The sequence below is a fragment of the Xanthomonas sp. WHRI 7065 genome, assembly GCF_040203115.2.
Classification (GTDB): Bacteria; Pseudomonadota; Gammaproteobacteria; order Xanthomonadales; family Xanthomonadaceae; genus Xanthomonas; species Xanthomonas arboricola.
Genome location: NZ_CP168194.1, coordinates 3,388,835 through 3,409,177, shown reverse-complemented (window position 1 = coordinate 3,409,177; position 20,343 = coordinate 3,388,835). Strand labels below are relative to the sequence as shown.

The window sequence follows — 20,343 nt, the reverse complement described above, 5'->3', positions numbered from 1 at the left end:
GAGATGCCAGCCATGAGAGATATCAAGATGACCCGTCGCGAGGTACTGATCGCTGGCACGGCGTCGGCAGCCAGCGTTGCCGCAACCCAGTCGATGGCCGCCACTGCAGCCAATGCGATGTCGCAGCGGCAGGCAGTCGAGCCTGCCAACGCATCGAGCCAGGTCGCATTCGAAGTCAACGGCAAGCCGGTGACGCTGACCCTGGACAATCGCACCACCTTGCTGGATGCCCTGCGCGAGCATCTGCATCTGACCGGCACCAAGAAAGGCTGCGACCATGGCCAATGCGGTGCCTGCACCGTGATCGTCGATGGGCAGCGGATGAATTCCTGCCTATCGCTGGCGGTGATGCATCAGGGCGGCAAGATCACCACCATCGAAGGCCTGGGCACGCCGGACAAGCTACATCCGATGCAGGCGGCCTTCGTCAAGCACGATGGGTACCAGTGCGGCTATTGCACGCCCGGGCAGATCTGTTCGGCGGTGGCGGTGCTGGACGAAGTCAAGCGCGGCATTCCCAGCCATGTCACCGACGATCTGACCGCCAAGACCAGGCTCACCACGCCGGAATTGCAGGAGCGCATGAGTGGCAACATCTGCCGTTGCGGCGCGTATTCCAACATCGTCGATGCGATCAATGATGTTGCGGGAGAGCGCGCATGAAGGCGTTTAGCTATGAGCGAGCGACTTCGCCCGCCGACGCTGCGGCCAAGGCGGCACGCCAGCCGGGTGCCAAGTTCATCGCCGGCGGCACAAACCTGCTCGATCTGATGAAGCTGCAGATCGAGACGCCCTCGCACCTGATCGATGTCAACGGGCTGAGCCTGGATACCATCGAAGAGACGCCGGATGGTGGCCTGCGCATCGGCGCCCTGGTGCGCAACACCGATCTGGCAGCCGATGCCCGTGTGCGTCGCGATTACGCCGTGCTGTCGCGCGCATTGCTGGCAGGTGCGTCGGGGCAGTTGCGCAACCGCGCCACCACCGCAGGCAATCTGCTGCAACGTACGCGTTGCCCGTACTTCTACGACACCAATCAGCCATGCAACAAGCGCTTGCCGGGCAGCGGTTGCGCGGCGATCGGTGGCTTCAACCGACAGTTGGCAGTGATCGGCGTAAGCGAAGAGTGCATCGCCACCCATCCCAGCGATATGGCCATTGCCATGCGCGTGCTGGATGCGGTGGTTGAAACGGTGCGTCCGGATGGACAGACGCGTGCGGTGCCGTTGTCGGAGTTCTATCGTGCGCCTGGCAAGACGCCGCACCTGGAAACCGTGCTGGAACGCGGCGAATTGATCACCGCGGTGAGCCTGCCCAAGCCACTCGGCGGCACGCATGTCTACCGCAAGGTGCGCGATCGTGCCTCCTACGCATTCGCCCTGGTGTCGGTTGCGGCGGTCGTGCAACGCGATGGCAGCGTGCGTGTCGGCGTCGGCGGTGTCGCCCACAAGCCGTGGCGCAGCGAGGCGGCCGAAGCACAGTCGCGTCAGGGCGCACGTGCGATTGCCTCCGTGCTGCTCGACGGCGCACAACCCACCGAACACAACGCCTTCAAGCTGCCGCTGGTTGAGCGCACCTTGACCGCGATCCTGGCCGACACGAGGGCCTGATATGAAATTCGACACTCCCGCCAGTACCAATCCCATCGACCAGCTCAAGGTGGTCGGCAAGCCGGTCGATCGTATCGACGGTCCACTCAAGACCACCGGGCAGGCGCCGTATGCGTACGAGCATCATGATCTGCCCGGCCGTGCCGCCTATGGCCATATCGTTGGCGCCGGCATCTCCAAAGGCAGCATTCGCAGCATCGATCTGAGCGCCGCGCGCAATGCGCCGGGCGTGCTCGGCATCGTGACTGCGCAGAACGCAGGCAAGTTGCAGAAAGGCAAGTACAACACGGCCAAACTGCTCGGCGGCCCGGAGATCCAGCATTACCACCAGGCCATTGCGGTGGTGGTTGCCGAGACCTTCGAGCAGGCACGTGCCGCAGGCCAGTTGATCAAGGTCGACTACGGTCGCCACGTTGGCGCCTACGATCTGGAAAAGGCCCGCGATGGCGCCAAGGTCACCAAGGAGGGCGGGGCGCCGAACAGTGCGGTCGGCAATTTCGATAGCGCCTTCGTGGCAGCGCCGGTGCAGCTGGATGCCGAATACACCACGCCCGATCATTCGCACGCGATGATGGAGCCGCACGCATCGATCGCCATGTGGGAAGGCGACAAGCTGAGCGTGTGGACCTCCAACCAGATGATCGACTGGAGCGCGGGCGATCTGGCCAAGACGCTGGGGATCCCGCGCGAAAACGTGCGTCTGATGTCGCCGTACATCGGTGGCGGCTTCGGCGGCAAATTGTTCCTGCGTGCCGATGCGGTGCTCGCCTCGCTGGCCGCGCGCCAGGTCGGACGCCCGGTCAAGGTGATGCTGCCGCGGCCGCTGATCTTCAACAACACTACGCATCGCCCGGCCACCGTGCAGCGTATCCGTATCGGTGCACAGCGCGATGGCAAGATCACCGCGATCGCGCACGAGAGCTGGTCCGGCGACCTGCCCGAGGGCGGCCCGGAAATCGCGGCCGCGCAGACCCAGTTGCTGTATGCCGGTGCCAATCGGCTAATTTCCACGCGCCTGGCGGTGCTCGATCTGCCCGAAGGCAACGCGATGCGTGCGCCTGGCGAAGCGCCGGGTCTGATGGCGCTGGAAGTGGCCATGGATGAGATGGCCGAAAAACTGGACATGGATCCGGTCAAGTTCCGCATCGTCAACGATACCCAGGTGGATCCGGAAAACCCGCAGCGTCCGTTCTCGCAGCGTCAGTTGGTCAAGTGCCTGGAAGATGGCGCAAAGCGTTTCGATTGGTCCAAGCGCAAGGCCAAGCCGGCCAGCAACCGCGATGGGCGTTGGTTGGTCGGCATGGGCGTGGCGGCAGCGTTCCGCAACGCGCCGGTGATGACCTCCGGTGCACGCATGCGGCTGGAGCAGGGCGGCCGTGTGGTGGTGGAAACCGATATGACCGATATCGGTACCGGCTCCTACACCATCATTGCGCAGACCGCTGCGGAGATGATGGGCGTGCCGCTGGACTGGGTGGATGTGCGCCTGGGCGATTCCAGCTTTCCCGCCTCGGCCGGTTCCGGCGGCCAGTGGGGTGCGAACAGTTCAACAGCCGGTGTGTATGCCGCGGCAGTGAAACTGCGCGAAGCCGTAGCCAAGCAGCTGGGGCTGGACCCGGCCAAGGCCGAATTCGCCGACAGCCACGTGCGTGCTGGCGGCAAGCGCATTGCGCTGGGTGATGCGGCGGCCAATGGCGCGTTGGTGGTGGAGGACAAGATCGAGTTCGGTGAGCTTTCCAAGACGCATCAGCTATCCACCTTCGGCGCGCACTTTGTCGAAGTCGGCGTGGATGTCGCCACCGCCGAGGTACGCATCCGTCGCATGCTGGCGGTGTGCGCGGCCGGACGCATCCTCAACCCCAAGTCTGCGCGCAGCCAGGTCATCGGCGGCATGACCATGGGCGCGGGTGCGGCGCTGATGGAAGAGCTGGCGGTGGACAAGCGGCTAGGCTTCTTCGTCAATCACGACCTAGCCGGTTATGAAGTGCCGGTGCATGCGGACATCCCGCATCAGGAAGTGGTCTTCCTGGAAGAAAGCGACCCGATGTCATCGCCGATGAAGGCCAAGGGTGTCGGCGAGCTGGGCATCTGCGGCGTGGCGGCAGCGATCGCCAATGCGGTCTACAACGCCACCGGCGTGCGCGTCCGCGATTACCCGGTGACGCTGGACAAGCTGCTTCCGCATCTGCCCGAGTTGCTGCGCGCGTGAGTGCGGTGGTGGCCCCGGTCACGCACGCGGCGCCGGCCGAGCCGGCGTGGCCGGCATGGCCGAGCTATGCCCTGCACGATGACCTGCTGCCGACGCTGACCGCCTGGCATCGGGCGGGGCAGCGCGTCGCCATTGCCACGCTGATCGACGTGCAAGGCTCCTCGCCGCGCCCGTTGGGAAGCGAGATGGCCATCAGCGCCGACGGCCGGGTGGCCGGCTACGTCTCAGGCGGCTGCGTGGAAGCGGCAGTGGCGCACGAAGCCATCGCCGCCTTGCGCGACGGCATGCCGCGCTGGCTGGACTACGGCGAAGGCAGCCAGGTGCTGGACATCCAGCTCAGCTGCGGCGGCCGTATCGGCGTGCTGGTCTGGCCGGTCCAGGACCTGGGCGAGCATCTGGCGCGCTGGCGCAATGCGCGCCAGCACCGTCGCCCGTTCCATGTCGCGCTGGACCGGAGCACCGGCGCCGTCCGTTACCCGGTCAGCGCGCAGGACCTGCGTCCCGATGAATTCCTGCGTACGCACCGGCCGTCGCTGCGGCTGGTGCTGGTCGGTGCCGATCCTGCGCTGCTGGTGCTGGTGTCGCTGGCCAGCCAGATGGGTATCGAGGTACGCGTGCTGCGGCCGCACGGCCCCAGCGAACCACCGCCCGGCTTGGCCGCCGACCATTACGATCGCCGTGCGTTGGGCGACGCGCTGCAGGACCTGCATCTGGATGCGGACACTGCGCTGTACAGTCTGGCGCACGACGGCGACAGCGACCTGCAGGTCGCCTCGCGCGGGCTTGCCTCCAGGGCTGCCTGCATCGGCATCCTGGGCAGTCGCCAGAAACGTGAGGCACGCCTGCAGGCGCTGCGTGCGCTTGGGCATGACGATGCCGCGCTGGCCAGATTGCGCTTGCCGGCAGGCTGGCGGATGGGGCGCTCTTCCCCGCACACGATTGCACTGGGCATCATTGCCGAAGCCACCCAGGCGGTCGCCGATGGGCAGGCTGCTGCGGCGTCGGCTGGCTAAGAACGGCCCCCAACACGACTGCGCGCACCGCCGTGCGGGCGCGGTCAGTAGTTGTATGTACCACTCGTACACTGCGATTGCTCCGCGCCATCCGCACTCGCTTGGCGACTGCTCGCTACGTTCCGTCAGCCACTCCAGCTGTGCCGCCGTGAGAACGGGCAGGGCACTGCAATCGCGCGTTTGCATTAACTTCGATATGAATTTCGATGTGCAGTCGCCAGCAGGGTGGATGCATGGTTGCCGATGAAGTTTCTGGTGCTGAAAGTAGCAATCTGGAGAGTAAGTAATTTTTGATATGCCTTTTAAGGCATGCTCTTGTGATCCGCACTTCTGCAGGTAACTGCGCCATCCAGCGCTGGAAATCAGTCGCTGCCGTCCTGAGCGCAGCGCTACCGCAGCTCCGCATGTTTCTTCGTCATGCTTGCGTAGCAGTGCAATGCACGCCGGTCGGTTTGTAGACGTAGGAAAGCGTCATTATCTGGATCGGGGAATGCGCTGCATTTAGTCACTCCGCGCGCACAGTTACCTCTTTAGGCTGGCGCATCCCCAATATGCATGCCACGTCGCCATGACCGAATTACTTGATCACTACGACGACGTCTCCTGCGACGCAGATCGATTGCTGTCGCCAGTCATTGCCGGTCATCTCAACGCACCTCGGTGCGATGCGCTTGTTGATGCGTGCCCGATGCTGCGCACATCGCGCCATTGTTCGCCGCGCGCGATGGCATTGGACGCATGAGCAGCGATCACGTTGCGCTGCTGCTCGCCGCGGGTGCAGGACGTCGGTTAGGGCGTTCCAAACAATTGCTATTGCGCGACGGCGAACCGTTGTTGCGGCGTTTCGCACGCGTCGCGCTGCAGACGGCGCCGCGCCGTTGTGTTGTGGTGCTGGGCGCCGATGCCGACGCGTTGACCGAGGTCCTGCAAGGCCTGGACGTGGAAGTGTTACGTCACGCCGACTGGGCCGCCGGCATGGGCTCCAGCCTGGCGGCGCTGCGCCAGCATGTGCAGGACGATACGTCGCTAAGGCGCAGCCTCATCCTGGGGTGCGACCAGCCCGCGCTGGATACACCGCATCTGCGCGCCTTGCTGGAGGAAGCGGACCGGGCCGCATCCGGATGTGCCACCAGCGGGTACGCCGGTGTGCGTGGCATCCCGGCGGTGGTCACCCACGCGGCCTGGGCCGACGTGCCGCTCCACGGCGACAGCGGCCTGCGCGGCTTGTTCGCCGGCCTGGACGTGCAGACCTTGGGTTGCGTCAGCGCCCCGGCGCTCGCGCTGGACGTGGACACGCCCGCCGACCTGGTCGCAGCGCAACAGCGTGGCTGGGTGGATGCGGATTGAGACACCGTGACGGGTGCTTGACGCGCTATCCGGCAGCCTGGGGGCTAGGTTGTCTTACGACCACAGCACGAGCGCTTCCCTGATCACCAGGACATAGCCCACCACCATTGCGGTCTTGACCGGAAACTGGAACTTCCTGAGCAGATGCATGCGACCCCTCCCCCGAGGCATCTTCAAGAGCGACGAATTCCCCCGCGCCGTCTGCGCCCGTTGACGGCCAGCCGCGACGTCTGTTCGCCGCTCGAGCGCGAATTTAGCGCCAGCTTCGATCGGTGTCACGTAAGAATTTTCCTACCTTCATGCCAGTGTCCGCCCGACGGCGTTGGCATTAGCAAAAAGACATGCTGGCTATGCCGGACGCGGGGCCCTAGGCCACTCTCCCGCGGCCCCTTGAGTAAGGGCGCGCCGGCATCCCGAACGGGACCCCGGCACTCCCATCGCTGGTGCGCTGCGCCATTGCGCGCTGCCCACTTCCGTCGTTGTACCGCTGCATCTGCCGGCCGGAGGCCCTGATGGACGAGTCCCGTTATGTTGTGCGTATTCATCCCGAACAGGGCGGTTGGTGGGTGACCCGGCCGCAGTGGTCGCCGCTGCGTTATCTGCGCGAGCAGGGCGCGCTGGAAAATGCCGAATTGATGGCCAAGCTGCATTGCATGACCACCGGTCAGCCCAGCGGCGTGGTGTTGAAGACCGCCGAAGGCGAGCGCGTGGTGCGTCGCTACGGCTGACCGAACCGGCCGCTTGCAGAAAGCGCAAGGAAGACGCTGACGATCCTGCCCGGGCAGGGTGGCCGACCACACGCACCCGGCAACCCTATCGCAGTGCGCCAGCCGGCGGCCTTGCAGTCACGCCGGTGCTCGCCCGCAGATCCAGTCGACTGGACACGACCGATCGGCCATTCTTGCTGCGATCCGCACCTTGGCGGCCCCTAGTCGAGAATGTCACCCCTAGTGAATGCCGCCGGTTCTGCCTTGATCCAAAACGATATCGTGGTCTTCGGCCTGATCGCCGCCACGTTGGGGGCGGTGTTCTGGACCTCCTCGCGCGAGCAGGGGCTGTGGCGACGCTTCTACGCCGTGGTGCCGGCGCTGCTGCTGTGTTACCTGCTGCCAGGCATCTACAATACCGTTGGCCTGATCGACGGTGCCAATACCCGCCTGTACAACCCGATCGCGCGCGACGTGCTGCTGCCGGCCGCGCTGATCCTGCTCACGCTGAGCATCGACCTGCGCGCCATCCTGGGGCTGGGGCCCAAGCTGGTTGCCATGTACCTGGGCGCGTCACTGAGCATCATGCTGGGCGCGGTGGTGGCGTTCTGGGTGATGGGCTGGGTGCATCCGGCCACGGTGGCCGGCGATACCTGGGCCGGCATGGCCGCGCTGGCGGGCAGCTGGATCGGCGGTGGGGCCAATATGCTGGCGATGCGCGAGGTGTTCGATGTGGATGCCACCACCTTCGGGCAGTTTGCAGTGGTGGATGTGGGCGTCGGTTATGTGTGGATGGCGGCGCTGATCTTCCTGGCCGGGCGCGCGCGCAGCATCGATGCGCGCAGCGGCGCCGATACCCGCGCGCTGGATGCGCTGCAGGACCGCATGGCGCGGTTCCAGGCCGAACACGCGCGCATCCCCAGCCTGGCCGATCTGATGGTGATCGTGGCGGTGGCATTCGGCGGGGTCGGACTGGCGCACGCGCTGGCCAATCCACTGGCCGCATGGTGCAAGGCCAATCTGCGCTGGTCCAGCCAGTTCAGCCTGGACACGCCGTTCGTGTGGGTGGTGGTGCTGGCGACCAGTATCGGCTTGCTGCTGAGCTTCACCCGCGCGCGCACGCTGGAAGGGGCCGGGGCCTCCAAGGTCGGTTCACTGCTGCTGTATTTCCTGATCGCCTGCATCGGCATGCAGATGGATCTGCTGGCGCTGCTGGACCGGCCCTGGCTGTTCCTGCTCGGGCTGATCTGGATCGCGGTGCATATCGGTTTGCTGTGGGGCCTGGGCCGCCTGTTGCGGGTGCCGTTCTTCTATTTCGCGATCGGCTCGCAATCCAATATCGGTGGGCCGGCCTCGGCGCCGGTGGTGGCCGCTGCGTTCCACCCGGCCCTGGCGCCGGTTGGCGTGCTGCTGGGCACGATGGGCTACGCCACCGGCACGTACCTGGCCTATCTGGTCGGCATCACCTTGCGCGCGATGGCGGGAGCGGGCTGACCGGACCGTCGCACAGTCGGTGTAGTCGTCGGGAAGGTGTGGCAGGACGTGCCGGGGTTGCCTGGCGGTATCACACATTGGCGCAGTGCCGGATGTACTGGCTACATCCCTTCGGCGAGCGCTTGCGAGGTGTTGTCCGCCACCTCGAGGCGGGCGCTGGCCAGCGCCAGTGCCCGGTCATGATTACTGCTGCAGGCCGCGCCGCTGTGCTTCCTGCTGCGTGCTTTGCTGCGACTGCTGCTGATTGTGCTGCTGCAGCTGATCGACATTGCCGTGCGCCGGCTCGTTGGCCGCCGAGGCGGTCTGCACATGGCTGCGCAAATGCGCCGGGTCGTCCATCCGGCCTTGCACCGCGATCAGGCTGTCGCCGTCGCGGTTGGGCACCAGGTGGTCGATCCGCTGCAGGCCGTCGCTACTTGCACGCGCGGCCACGCTGGCGGCGGTGTTGAGAAACGCGGTGTCGTCGCGCAGGCCCAGGCGTTCGCGCTGGCCATCCAGGCGCACCACCGCGTCGTTGAACAACTGGCTGCCTGCACCTTGCGCCTGCCCGGGCGATTGCATCTCCTGCGCCTTCATCACCGAGTCCATGCCGTGCAGGTCCATGCGGTGCATCAACATTCTGCCCGGCACCAGGCGCTGCCCGAACGACAACGGGTCCGGTTCCGGCAGCTCGATCTGATGGCCGGCCGCATTGGGCATCGCCCACTTCAGGGGAATGCTGTCTTCCTGCAGATGGGTGAGGATCTCGTTCTTGACGTGGTAGCCGCGGATCAACTCGCTGCTGGCGTACTCCTTGGCTGCCGAGGCATCCAGGCCCTGGCGTTCCAGCGTGCGGTCGTTGACGCCGGCGGCGTTGTAGGTCACGGCGGGGATGTCGTTGACCATCGCCGAAGCGGCCGCCAGGCCGCCGCCGAGCGAATGCCCCGAGATCACCACCTGGTCGCCGAACGCCTGCTTGGCCTGGCTACCGAGCTGGATGGCAGACGCGTATTGCGCGTCGTCGAAGCCCAGGCCCTGGCCAAGGTTGTGCTTCCAGTCCTTGCCTTCGTCGGTGCCGCAGAAGCCGAGCACCACCTGGCCCTGTTCGTTGCGGTAGAACGCGGCATCGAAGCCGCTCTTGGCATCGTGCAGCAGGCCGGGGTCGATGCCCGCCCGTTGCAGGGTGCTGTCGTCCATGCGCGTCCAGCCGTTGGGCAAGGGCGCAAAGATTTCGGCGCTGCCTTCGCGTCGTTGCGAGGCAGTGGCGTAGAGGTCTTGCAGCACCGCCGGGAACTGGCGGTCTTCCGGCTGCGGTTGCTGTCCACGCATCGACTCTGCGAATGGGGTGGACGAGGAATTTGACGGGCTCATGCGCGGCTCCTTGCGTTCGTCGTGCGAAAAGCCCGCTTAGCGGCTGCTTTCCACGGGAATGTTGTGGGCGCTCAACCATGCGCGCACGTCCGACCTGGCCTGCTGGCCGGCTGCATTGAGCAGGCGGTCCGGGGTGGTGAAGAAATACGCCTGGAAGGTCTTCTGTTGCGCGTTGCGCAGCGTGGGATCCACCCCGGCCTCGAGCAATTGCAGCACTGCCGGGCTTGCTGCGCCGCTTTGTGCGGCCAGATGCAACACGCTGTTGCCGGTATTGTCGACGCGCTGTACATCGGCGCCTGCTTGGATCAACAACGCGATCTGCGCATCGCGCTTGCTCTGCACGGCGCGGAACAACGGTGTCCATCCGGCGCGCGCGCTGACCACATCGATCGGCGCCTTGTGCTGCAACAGGATATTCAGGTATTCCGCATCCTTCGCCATGGCCGCCATATGCACGACCGTTTCCTGGTCCATGCCCGGCAACGACGGATCTGCGCCGGCATCGAGCAATGCGGCCAGGGCGCGGGGTTGTTCGTTCCAGATCGCCCACTCGAGCAAGGTGACGTTCTGATCGCCGTGTGCGGCGAGATCGACTGTCGGTGCGAGTGCGCGGATTCGGGCGACATCACCGTGCGCGATGGCGTTGGCAATGTCGGTCAGGCCGGGGTCGCGGAAGGCGACGGTGTGGTCCTGCAGCGTAGCTGACATGGTGGTTTGCTCCTTGGCACCGGGCGAGGCGGTGCATGAGACCGCGAAAAACGAGGTCGCAAGAACGAGCAGGGTGGGGAATCGCGTCTGCATCGAAATCTCCTTCTCCTGATCGCATTCCTGGTGGCACTGCGGTGTGTCCTTCCGCAGCCGGGCCGATCCTACCAGCTGCCTGGACGACGCGCGGTAAGATTTTGTGACATGCCGGCGCCGCAGGTTTCACTGGTTGAGGCCGTTTGTCGTCGTGGTGTCGGCATGTTGCCGATGCATCACGACGAGTCTCACGCGCGCATGCACTCCGCCACAGCCAACGGTCACAAGACGGCCGGCATAATGGTGCTTTGCGAGCAGATGGGTGCAATGGTCTACGAATTACTGATCAGCGATTGCGATGGTGTGCTTGTCGACAGCGAAATACTGGCCGACCGGGTGATGCGCGAGGCGCTGGCGGCCTTCGTGCCGGCCGAAGCGTTGGAGCAGTTGCTCGGCACAACGTTCGGGCAGACCACGCGTGAGGTATTGCTGCGCGTGCAGGAACATTTCGCAATACAGCTGCCGGAGACCTTGCTGGCACAGATCCAGGCGCGTAGTGAAGCCTGGATCAAGGCCGAGGTGCAGCCGATTGCGGGTGTGCGCGACGCATTGGAACAGATTCCGTTGCCGCTGGCGGTCGCCTCCAACAGCCGCCGCCACAATGTGATTGCCTCGGTCGAACGGGTAGGGCTCACCACGCGCGCCGCAGGGCACATCTTCAGTGCCGATATGGTGGAGCGGCCCAAGCCGGCGCCGGATGTCTATCTGTTGGCCGCACGCACCCTGGGCGTTGCGCCGGAGCGCTGCCTGGTGATCGAAGACAGCCCCACCGGTGCGACTGCCGCATTGGCGGCCGGCATGCAGGTGCTGGGGTTCACTGGTGCCAGCCATATTCCGCTGGGCCATGCCGACACCTTGCGTCGCATCGGTGTGCTGGCGGTGTTCGACGATATGCGCGAGCTGCCTGCGTTGTTCGAGCGGCTGGCGCAAAAACGCGCTGGCTGAGAGCTGCCGGCAGTACGTCTTGGACGCAGTGTCGATGGTGGCGCAATCGCAGCCTTCTCATTCTGCAACCGACCGGGCCAGACCGTGCAATCGACCTGCAATGACAGGGCTGTTGCGTCATAGCGTGGCTTGGAGACCGTCAAAGGCTTGGTCCATCGAGCGCGCGGTGCCCTCACCACTTGCGGGACACGCCGCAAGGACGTCCGTGTAGGCTCGGTGGCGGCCTCCATGCCGCCACACGGTCCCGCAAGCGGCGCGGGCACCGCACCAGAAAGTTGGTCGGGTGCTTTCTTGAGAGCTTGTTGCTCGGCTTGGGCCGCCAGCGAGACGTTTGTGGGTTGCGTGCTGAAAGCCCGTCCACCGCTCGGCTCGCGATGGGGTGGTGAGACGCTGGTCGACGCACACCGATCCGACCAATGCACCTCATGCACTGCTTGCAACCACGCACACCGACTCTCTCGACTGGTCCTTGCCCGCCCACCGTCGCGGGACCTTACGCGGCATGGATGCCGCGTAAGAGCCTACAAGGACGTACTTGCGGCGTGTCCCGCGACGGTGGGCGGGCAAGGGCCCTGCACCAACCCCAAGCCATCAACGCAGCAGGGCGCGATTCGCATCGCGCCCTGCTGCGTTCCGACTCGCCACCTATCCGGTCATCCGGTCAGCAGCAGCGAAACCCGCTCTTGCCGCCGTAACGCGCGTCCTGGCGCTCGCGGAAGAAGGTGGGGTAGTCCATCACCGGTTTGTCGGGGTGTTTTTCCAGCATGTGGCGCACGTAGTTGTCGTAATCGGGAATGCCGCAGCACAGGCGTGCGGTCTGGATCAGGCGCCGCCAGATGCGGCGATGCACCTGGTATTGGCTGGCGAGAACAAGTTGGGTGCCCATTACAGATCCGCCATCTGGTGTGGCTGCAAGGCCACGTACGGGGTTTCGCGGTCGCTACGCTGCGGATTGCGGCGCGCAATCACGATGGTCTTGATCGCGTAGATCAGGATCGAACCCACCACGAACAGGAACAGCACCGTCAGCCCGGTATTGACGTAGGCATTGGTGACGATCTGCTGCATCTGCGCCACCGTCTTGGCCGGCGCGGTGATGGTGTTGCTGGCGATGGCGTCCTGGTACTTGTGCGCCTGCGCCAGGAAGCCCTGCGCCGGGTTGCTGTCGAAGATCTTGATCAGCCCCGCATAAGTGGTGCAGATCAGCAGCCACACCGCCGGCACCAGGGTGACCCAGGCGTAGCGGTCGCGCTTCATCTTGAACAGCACCACCGTGCCCAGCATCAGTGCGATCCCGGCCAGCATCTGGTTGGAGATGCCGAACAACGGCCACAGGGTCTGGATGCCGCCGAACGGATCGATCACGCCGGTGTAGAGCAGGTAGCCCCACAACGCCACGCAACCGGCGGTTGCGATGATGTTGGCGGCCCACGATTCGGTCTTCTTCAGCGCCGGGATGAAGTTGCCCAGCAGGTCCTGCAGCATGAAGCGGCCCGCACGCGTCCCGGCGTCCACGGCGGTCAGGATGAACAGTGCTTCGAACAGGATCGCGAAGTGGTACCAGAATGCCATGGTGTCTTCGCCCGGCAGCAGCTGGTGCAGGATCTGCGCAATGCCCACCGCCAGGGTGGGCGCACCACCGGCGCGTGCCAGGATGCTGTGCTCGCCGATGTCGCGCGCCGTGGCTTCCAGCACATCGGGCGTGATCGCAAAGCCCCATTCGGACACCTTGGCGGCCACCGCCACCGTGTCGCTGCCGACCAGCGAGGCCGGGCTGTTCATAGCGAAGTAGATGCCCGGCTCGATGATCGATGCGGCCACCAGCGCCATCACCGCCACGAACGATTCCATCAACATGCCGCCGTAGCCGATGTAGCGCATGTGGCCTTCGTTGGCGAGCAGCTTGGGCGTGGTGCCCGAAGCAATCAGCGCATGGAAACCGGAGACCGCGCCGCAGGCGATGGTGATGAACAGGAACGGGAAGATGCCGCCCTTCCAGACCGGGCCGTCGCCGGTGGACGCGAACTGGGTCAGTGCCGGCATCTTCAGATCCGGCATGACCACCAGGATGCCGATCGCCAGCGCCAGGATCGTGCCGATCTTGAGGAAGGTGGACAGGTAATCGCGCGGCGCCAGCAGCAGCCATACCGGCAACACCGACGCGACGAAGCCGTAGCCGATCAGCATCCAGGTGATCTGCTTGGCGGTGAAGGTGAATGCCGGGCCCCAGCTCGGATCCGCCGCGACCTTGCCGCCCAGCCAGATCGCGCCCAGCAGCAGGATCAGGCCGACCACCGAGATCTCGCCGATCTTGCCGACCCGGATGTAGCGCATGTACACGCCCATCATCAGCGCGATCGGCATCGTGGCGATGACGGTGAACATGCCCCACGGGCTTTCCGCCAGCGCCTTGACCACCACCATCGCCAGCACCGCCAGGATGATGATCATGATCAGGAAGGCGCCGAACAGGGCGATGGTGCCGGGCACCTGGCCCATTTCCTCGCGCACCAGATCGCCCAGCGAGCGGCCGTTGCGGCGGCTGGACAGGAACAGCACCACGAAGTCCTGCACTGCGCCGGCAAACACCACGCCGACCACCAGCCACAGCAGGCCGGGCAGGTAGCCCATCTGTGCGGCAAGCACCGGGCCGACCAATGGCCCGGCACCGGCGATCGCGGCGAAATGATGGCCGAACAGCACGTGCTTGTTGGTGGGCACGTAGTCCAGGCCGTCGTTGTTGGCCACCGCGGGCGTGGCGCGGGTGACGTCCAGCTGCATCACCTTGTCGGCGATGAACAGGCTGTAGAACCGGTAGGCGATCAGATAGATCGACACCGCCGCCACCACGATCCACAACGCGTTGATGTGTTCGCCGCGGCGTAGCGCCACGGTGCCCAGACAGAACGCGGCCAGCAGCGCCAGCGCGCCCCAGGCCAGCTTCGAGAACCCTTTCATGCATGCCCCTCAGGAACGATTCACCCAAGGGTCACCCTCTGCCCGCCCGGGGTCAATGGCGCCGTTCCGGGCCGGGGTAAAACTTTAGTTGTAGAGCGTCTTGGCACCGCGTGCCGGATCGCGCGGCGGCGCCGGCGGGTTTTGGAACGATCGGTTGCGCCGGTCGCGGTTGGGCCGCGTGCCGACTGCATCCATTATTCGAGCCAGTCATTCACGCAGGGAGAGGTCGATGAGCATCACCGCCACCGCAGCGGCACACGTGCTGCGCACCATCCGTGGCATGCCCACCTCCGACGGTGCCGGAGTCAAGCTGACCCGCGTGATCGGCACCCAGCAGCTGCCGGACCTGGACCCGTTCCTGATGCTGGACGAGTTCGGCACCGACAAGGCCGAGGACTATCTGGCCGGGTTTCCCAGCCATCCGCACCGCGGCTTCGAGACGGTGACCTACATGCTGGACGGGCGCATGCGCCACAAGGACAACCACGGCAACGAGGGCCTGCTGACCCCGGGCAGCGTGCAGTGGATGACGGCCGGGCGGGGGCTGATCCATTCGGAAATGCCCGAGCAGGAATCCGGGCGCATGCGCGGCTTTCAGCTGTGGGTGAACCTGCCGGCGCGCGACAAGATGACCGACCCCAAATACCAGGAGTACGCCCCGGAACGCATTCCGGTCGCCCAGCCGGCGCCTGGCGTCACGGTCAAGGTGATCGCCGGCGCGGTGGGCGAGGTGCGTGGCCCGATCGTGCAACCGGCCACCGAACCGGTGTACCTGGATATCGCACTGGCACCGGATGCGGCCTGGGACTATGTGCTGCCCAGCGGCCACAACGCGTTTGCCTATGCGTTCGAAGGCGCAGTGACGGTAGGCGAGGGCGATGCCGCGCGTGCGCTGCCGGCGCAGGAACTGGCGGTGCTCGGTGGCGGCGAGCGCCTGACGCTGCGGGCCGGTGCGCACGGTGCGCAGCTGATCCTGGTGGCGGGCCGCCCGCTCAACGAGCCGGTGATGCGGCACGGCCCGTTCGTGATGAACACCAAGCAGGAACTGATGCAGGCCTTCGTCGATTTCCAGGAAGGCCGGTTTTGAGCCGGCGCGCTGTAGCCACTGCGGGGGCCGCGGCATGAGTGACCGGCCCGTCAGTGTCAGCACCGGCGCGGTGCCGTACACCGTGAGCATCCACGATGGTCAACACAGCTGGAGCGGCGACACTCAGCCGGCCAACGGCGGCGCCGACGCCGGGCCGGATCCGGAGTCGCAGGTGTTGGGCGCCCTGGGTGCCTGCACCGCGATCACGGTGTCGATGGTGGCCGCGCGCAAGCAGTGGCCGTTGACGGCGGTGCATGTGCATCTGCATTACACCCAGCGCGGCGCTGCGGGCACGCGGATCACGCGGCAGATCGAACTGGAAGGCACGCTGGACGATGCGCAGCGTGCACGCCTGCTGGAGGTGGCCGACAAGTGCCCGATCCATCGCCTGCTCACCGGCGAGGTGCGGATCGAGACGGCATTGCAGGGCGACGGCGACGCGTCAGCTGCGGCGGCGGGCGTTTGAAAGCGCCGGCGAGCCGCATGCGGGTGCTCCGCCGGCTCGCCTGAAAGACCGCGTCAGGTCGGCATGCCCTGGCGCGTCACGACTGCTTGCCTCAGCGCTGCAGTGCCAGGCTGGCCGGCTGCAGGTCCATGTTCTGCACCAGCGACTGCATCGAGGCCAGTTCCTCGGTATTGGCGCCGTCGATCCATAGCTGCGCGTAGCGCTTCTTGCCCAGCTCGACCACGGTGACCCGGCGCGATTCCATGCCCGGCAGCTCGCGGCCGCCCAGGTCGAGCTTGTACCAGTAGAAGTCCTCCTGCTGGATCTGGCCTTTCTCCGCGCGGCGGTCGCGTGCCAGCGTCATCGCCGGGTCGCGGGTGGTCAGCATTACGCCGACCACCTGGCGACCGTCTGCGGTCATGGCCTTGCAGACCAGATAGTCCGCGCCCGCAAGCTCGCTCCACTGCAGCCCGGAGGCAGGCGGTAGCGGCGGGCAGACCGGTGAGGTTTGGGCGTGAACGGTGACGGCGGCCAACAGCAGGCTCAGGCCGACAAGGCAGGATGCGGACTTCATTCAAGTGTTCCCCGGCGTTGGATGTCTGCGCAGGGACAGCGTCGTCGCGCGTGTCGCCGCATCAGCCCAGTGCGCTCCCCGCCCGGCTGTGCCCGCACGCAACCTGTCCCCAACCTATGGGGACATCACTACCACAGGTGTGGCTGCAAGCTCAAGCGCAATTCGCAGGCCGGGCTGCAATCGGTCGTGCGCACCGGCACTCCCGTTTCGAGACCTGGGTGGGTTGCGCGGCGCTTGCGCGCGGCAGCCGGTGGTCAGGGGTAGTTGACCGGCTTGGGCGCCGGGGTTTCCGGCAGCGGAATGAATTCCTTGTCGTCGCCGGGAATGCTGCCGAAGCGACCGGCCTGCCAGTCGTCCTTGGCCTGCTCGATGCGCTCCTTGGAGCTGGAGACGAAGTTCCACCACAGGTGGCGCGGGCCATCCAGCGGCTCGCCGCCAAGCAGCATCGCCTTCAGCGGCGTCCTGGCGCGCAGGCGCCCGCGGCTGCCGGGCGAGGGCACGATCAGATGGCGCGCGGGCACATCGGCGCCATCCAGCTGCGCCTCGCCTTCCAGGATGTAGAGCGCACGTTCGGCGTGGCCGGTGTCCAGGTCGATCTCCGCATCCGGCTGCAGATCCAGCGCGACATTGAGCGTGCCGCTGAACACCTGCACCGGCGATTCCTCGCCGTACGCACGGCCGGCGATTACGCGTAGCCAGACGCCATCGCGGCGTTGCTGCGGCAGGCTGGCGGCGGCGTGGTGATGGAAGGCGGGCGCGGTTTCTTCGGCCGAGCGCGGCAGTGCGATCCAGGTCTGCATGCCGTGCAGCGCATGCGTGCGGGCGCGCTCGGCGCCGGGCGTGCGCTCGGAGTGGGCGATACCGCGGCCGGCGGTCATCCAGTTGACGTCGCCGGGGCGGATCACCTGGTCCGAGCCCAAGGTGTCGCGGTGGCCGATCTCGCCGGCCCACAGGAAGGTGACCGTGGCCAGGCCGATATGCGGATGCGGACGCACGTCGATGCCGTGATCCGGCTCCAGCACCGCCGGGCCCATATGGTCGACGAACACGAACGGGCCGACGCTGCGCGCCTGCAACGTGGGCACGGCGCGGCGGACTTCCAGCCCGCCGATGTCGTGCACGCGGGGAGCGATCAAAGTGGTCATGGCGGCGGCTCGCAGTGGCTGGAGTGGTCGCCAGCTTTGCATGCGCGCACGCGGCCGGGCGAGCGCTCCACCAAGACAGATCGTCCCGGAGGCAGTGTCACGTACGAGGCCGGCGGTGTGTTTTTCAAGGGCGAGCGGCGCGTGTCGCGCGATTGCAGTCCAGCGGCGCACAGCGATGTGCCGCAGCGACGGCAGGAATGAAATCTTTCGCGACGATGACGTGCCTTGTCGCAGCAAGGATCACCGGTCGATTGCGAAAGAGTTCGCGCCGGTACCGCTAGCGCCAGCGCCGATGCGCGCCAGGCGTGGATGCCGCGCGCTGAAACGTCGTTGCGTGGCGCGCTGGCGACTAGCGCGAGCGCGCCGAGCTCGTTCGTCATGGACGACGGCTGCAGGCACGCAGCATGTCGATCGCGATTGACTGCCGCGCGCTAGAACAGTTGTGCGGGCGCCGCGGTGTCTAGGGCGATCTCGCCGCGCCGCGAGGCCAGCCGATCGGCCAGGCGCGTGGGCTCGGGCAGGCGATAGGCGCGCAGGGTACGCAGCGTCCAGTCGAGCGCGCCCTGCATCGAGACGCGATGGCCCGGCGAGACGATCAGCGGATTGCAGCGCAGCTTGCTGCGCAGCGCCCAGCCGATCTGCGTGCCGCCCAACAGGATCGGGCTATGGTCGCCGCGCTCGGGTCCCGGCTCGACGAAGCTGCCTGCCAGGCGTTGCTTGGCCACGCCGATGCTGGGCAAGCCGGTCACCACGCCAAAGTGCGCGGCGATGCCGAGCTTGCGCGGATGCGCGATGCCCTGGCCGTCGATGAAGACCAGATCGGGCGGGCGCGAGAGCAGTGCCAGCGCCTGCAGCAAGGCCGGCAGCTCGCGAAAACTGAGCAGCCCCGGTACGTACGGCATCGAGGTGGGCACGCGCGCGACATGCGTTTCCAGCGGCAGCAGCGTGTCTGCATCCAGCAGCACCGCGGCCGCACGCGTGGTCTGGCCGTCGTCTTCGAAGCCGACGTCGAAGCCGGCGAGCAGCTGCGGTGTTGCGCCGGCCTGGTCCTGCAGCACCACGCGGTGTGCCAGTTGCTGTTGCAACTGTCGCGCCTGGATGACGCTGCCATCCCAACCGGCAAAGACGGGATCGATCGTTTGCATGGCCGCAGCATCGCGCGCTGGGCGTGGCGGTGTCGTGCACGCCTGCGATGCGCTGGCTGCCGTTACAATCGCAGGCTGATCGGCCCCCAATCGGAGAACCGTAGTGACCCGTAAACTCGTACTGCTGCGCCATGGCCAGAGCCAATGGAACCTGGACAACCGTTTCACCGGCTGGGTGGATGTGGAACTCACCGAGCAAGGCCGCCAGGAAGCCGCTGCGGCCGGCAAGCTGATGAAGGACGAAGGCCTGCAGTTCGATGTGGCGCACACCTCGGTACTCAAGCGCGCCATCCACACGCTGCAGGGCGCGTTGAAGGAACTCGACCAGGACTGGTTGCCGGTGTCCAAGAGCTGGCGCCTCAACGAGCGCCACTACGGTGGCCTGCAGGGGCTGGACAAAGCCGAGACGGCGGCCAAGCACGGCGAGGAACAGGTCAAGATCTGGCGCCGTTCCTACGACATTCCGCCGCCGGCGATGGACGTCAACGATCCGGGGCATCCGTGTCACGACCGTCGCTACGCCACGCTGGACCGCAATGCACTGCCGGGCACCGAGTCGCTGGCGACCACGCTGGTGCGCGTGCTGCCGTACTGGCACGACGCGATCGCACCGCAGTTGAAGGCCGGGCAGACCGTGCTGGTGACCGCGCACGGCAACTCGCTGCGCGCGCTGCACAAATACCTCAACGATGTCTCCAACGAGCAGATCCTGGAGCTCAACATCCCGACCGGCATCCCGTTGCTGTTCGAGCTGGACGACAACCTGCAGGTGCAAAGCTTCCGCTATCTGGGCGACCCGGAAGCGGCCAAGCGTGCCGCCGAAGCGGTGGCCAACCAGGGCAAGGCGAAGTAATCGCCGCATCCGCTGGCCACGCTGCGTGCATGGCGCGCAGCGTGGCGTGGGTTTCGCAGCGCGCGTTCGAACGAGGCGTGCGGGTTTGACACGCAGGCGGTGCCTGTTCGCGGATCGAACAGGTACCGCATGACTGCATGCGTGTGTTCTTGCAGGGGAGACATGATGTCCAGCAAGCGTAAAAGGCAACAAATGAGTGCCACCTACTGCCGCGCGTATCTGGTGACGTTGGGGTTGTTGTTGGCCGGTGGCAGCGCGGCGTTCGCAGTGCTGGCCTGGGGCAGCGTGTCCGCTTCGGCGATCGGTGTGGCGCTGCTGATCTGCGTCATGGGTGTGGCGCTGCTGATGTTTGGTTTTTTGGGGCCGTCGCGGCAGATGGAATCCTGGGCAGAGGCAGCGTCCGGGCATGAGGTCGCGCTGGTGCTGATGGCGCTGGCGTATCCGGTGTATCTGCTGATGGCGCCGATGTACGCACGCAAATGACCGCAGTCGATGGCGCGCTGCTGCGCCGGACTTCTGGGTGGTTTCCGCGGCGGTAGATGGCGCTGGCACGCGCGTGCCCAGCTGACGCGCAGTGTCTTGTTGGTCGTTGTGCGTTCTTCGATAAGGCGCGGCACCGGACGTCAGGGCGTTGCGGTGCCGTTGCGATGATGGTGTGGT

Annotated in this window: 19 protein-coding genes and 1 other RNA gene; 13 read left to right on the top strand and 7 right to left on the bottom strand. The window is 66.0% G+C overall.

The window, feature by feature from the left end; translation table 11 throughout:
• The first annotated feature begins 12 nt into the window (after window positions 1–12).
• The 8 genes from paoA (at window position 13) to ABQY64_RS14260 (ending at window position 8,380) form a co-directional block, all read left to right on the top strand.
• Window positions 13–663 carry an aldehyde dehydrogenase iron-sulfur subunit PaoA gene (gene paoA / locus ABQY64_RS14295; protein ID WP_024939376.1) on the top strand — a complete coding sequence of 217 codons (651 nt, stop codon included), beginning with the start codon at window positions 13–15 and terminating at the stop codon, window positions 661–663.
• Window positions 660–1,610, top strand: a complete 951-nt coding sequence (locus tag ABQY64_RS14290) for a xanthine dehydrogenase family protein subunit M (protein ID WP_039526229.1) — start codon at window positions 660–662, stop codon at window positions 1,608–1,610. The genes paoA and ABQY64_RS14290 overlap by 4 nt, the downstream gene beginning before the upstream one ends.
• Window position 1,611: 1 nt before the next feature.
• Window positions 1,612–3,819 carry an aldehyde oxidoreductase molybdenum-binding subunit PaoC gene (gene paoC / locus ABQY64_RS14285; protein ID WP_046343579.1) on the top strand — a complete coding sequence of 736 codons (2,208 nt, stop codon included), beginning with the start codon at window positions 1,612–1,614 and terminating at the stop codon, window positions 3,817–3,819.
• Window positions 3,816–4,832 (top strand): XdhC family protein, encoded by a 1,017-nt coding sequence (locus ABQY64_RS14280; RefSeq protein ID WP_349779819.1) that lies wholly within the window; start codon window positions 3,816–3,818, stop codon window positions 4,830–4,832. The genes paoC and ABQY64_RS14280 overlap by 4 nt, the downstream gene beginning before the upstream one ends.
• 55 nt (window positions 4,833–4,887) lie before the next feature.
• Window positions 4,888–4,963: non-coding RNA, sX9 sRNA (locus ABQY64_RS14275), on the top strand.
• Window positions 4,964–5,570: 607 nt separating this feature from the next.
• Window positions 5,571–6,179 (top strand): nucleotidyltransferase family protein, encoded by a 609-nt coding sequence (locus ABQY64_RS14270; protein ID WP_211914091.1) that lies wholly within the window; start codon window positions 5,571–5,573, stop codon window positions 6,177–6,179.
• A gap of 512 nt (window positions 6,180–6,691) precedes the next feature.
• Window positions 6,692–6,907: a hypothetical protein gene (locus ABQY64_RS14265; RefSeq protein WP_024939372.1), complete on the top strand. Its 216-nt coding sequence runs from the start codon at window positions 6,692–6,694 to the stop codon at window positions 6,905–6,907.
• Between the two features lie 222 nt (window positions 6,908–7,129).
• Window positions 7,130–8,380 carry a DUF819 family protein gene (locus tag ABQY64_RS14260; protein ID WP_349779926.1) on the top strand — a complete coding sequence of 417 codons (1,251 nt, stop codon included), beginning with the start codon at window positions 7,130–7,132 and terminating at the stop codon, window positions 8,378–8,380.
• Window positions 8,381–8,563: 183 nt separating this feature from the next.
• Here ABQY64_RS14260 and ABQY64_RS14255 read toward each other — a convergent pair whose 3' ends face one another.
• Window positions 8,564–9,730 carry an XVIPCD domain-containing protein gene (locus ABQY64_RS14255; protein WP_039519892.1) on the bottom strand — a complete coding sequence of 389 codons (1,167 nt, stop codon included), beginning with the start codon at window positions 9,728–9,730 and terminating at the stop codon, window positions 8,564–8,566.
• A 36-nt stretch (window positions 9,731–9,766) separates the two neighbouring features.
• Window positions 9,767–10,531 (bottom strand): ankyrin repeat domain-containing protein, encoded by a 765-nt coding sequence (locus tag ABQY64_RS14250; protein WP_046343571.1) that lies wholly within the window; start codon window positions 10,529–10,531, stop codon window positions 9,767–9,769.
• 240 nt (window positions 10,532–10,771) lie between these two features.
• Here ABQY64_RS14250 and ABQY64_RS14245 point away from each other — a divergent pair, with 240 nt between their 5' ends.
• A complete protein-coding gene (locus ABQY64_RS14245) occupies window positions 10,772–11,476 on the top strand; it encodes an HAD family hydrolase (RefSeq protein ID WP_349779925.1) in 705 nt (234 codons plus the stop codon).
• A 661-nt stretch (window positions 11,477–12,137) separates the two neighbouring features.
• Here ABQY64_RS14245 and ABQY64_RS14240 read toward each other — a convergent pair.
• A complete protein-coding gene (locus tag ABQY64_RS14240; protein WP_016904074.1) occupies window positions 12,138–12,362 on the bottom strand; it encodes a YbdD/YjiX family protein in 225 nt (74 codons plus the stop codon).
• Window positions 12,362–14,434, bottom strand: a complete 2,073-nt coding sequence (locus tag ABQY64_RS14235; RefSeq protein ID WP_047126883.1) for a carbon starvation CstA family protein — start codon at window positions 14,432–14,434, stop codon at window positions 12,362–12,364. Before ABQY64_RS14235 ends, ABQY64_RS14240 begins: the two co-directional genes overlap by 1 nt.
• A 229-nt stretch (window positions 14,435–14,663) precedes the next feature.
• On the opposite strand from ABQY64_RS14235, the gene ABQY64_RS14230 reads away from it, so the two are divergent.
• Window positions 14,664–15,521, top strand: coding sequence for a pirin family protein (locus tag ABQY64_RS14230; protein WP_349780039.1), 858 nt, complete (start codon window positions 14,664–14,666; stop codon window positions 15,519–15,521).
• Window positions 15,522–15,555: 34 nt separating this feature from the next.
• Complete coding sequence (locus tag ABQY64_RS14225; RefSeq protein WP_349780040.1) at window positions 15,556–15,987, top strand: OsmC family protein; 432 nt, start codon at window positions 15,556–15,558, stop codon at window positions 15,985–15,987.
• Window positions 15,988–16,078: 91 nt separating this feature from the next.
• Here the strand turns inward: ABQY64_RS14225 and ABQY64_RS14220 are convergent, their stop codons facing one another.
• From ABQY64_RS14220 to nfi, 3 genes are all read right to left on the bottom strand, one after another.
• Window positions 16,079–16,540: a hypothetical protein gene (locus ABQY64_RS14220; protein ID WP_039526245.1), complete on the bottom strand. Its 462-nt coding sequence runs from the start codon at window positions 16,538–16,540 to the stop codon at window positions 16,079–16,081.
• 254 nt (window positions 16,541–16,794) lie between these two features.
• Window positions 16,795–17,685 carry a pirin family protein gene (locus tag ABQY64_RS14215; protein ID WP_047126881.1) on the bottom strand — a complete coding sequence of 297 codons (891 nt, stop codon included), beginning with the start codon at window positions 17,683–17,685 and terminating at the stop codon, window positions 16,795–16,797.
• A gap of 431 nt (window positions 17,686–18,116) precedes the next feature.
• Window positions 18,117–18,830 carry a deoxyribonuclease V gene (nfi, locus tag ABQY64_RS14210; RefSeq protein WP_047126880.1) on the bottom strand — a complete coding sequence of 238 codons (714 nt, stop codon included), beginning with the start codon at window positions 18,828–18,830 and terminating at the stop codon, window positions 18,117–18,119.
• Window positions 18,831–18,933: 103 nt separating this feature from the next.
• On the opposite strand from nfi, the gene gpmA reads away from it, so the two are divergent.
• Entirely contained in the window at window positions 18,934–19,683 is a 750-nt protein-coding gene (gene gpmA / locus ABQY64_RS14205) for a 2,3-diphosphoglycerate-dependent phosphoglycerate mutase (protein WP_349780041.1), read from the top strand.
• Between the two features lie 165 nt (window positions 19,684–19,848).
• The gene (locus ABQY64_RS14200) at window positions 19,849–20,166 is read left to right on the top strand and encodes a hypothetical protein (protein ID WP_024939360.1); all 318 of its coding nucleotides are present in this window, start codon (window positions 19,849–19,851) and stop codon (window positions 20,164–20,166) included.
• The last annotated feature ends 177 nt before the right edge of the window (window positions 20,167–20,343 follow it).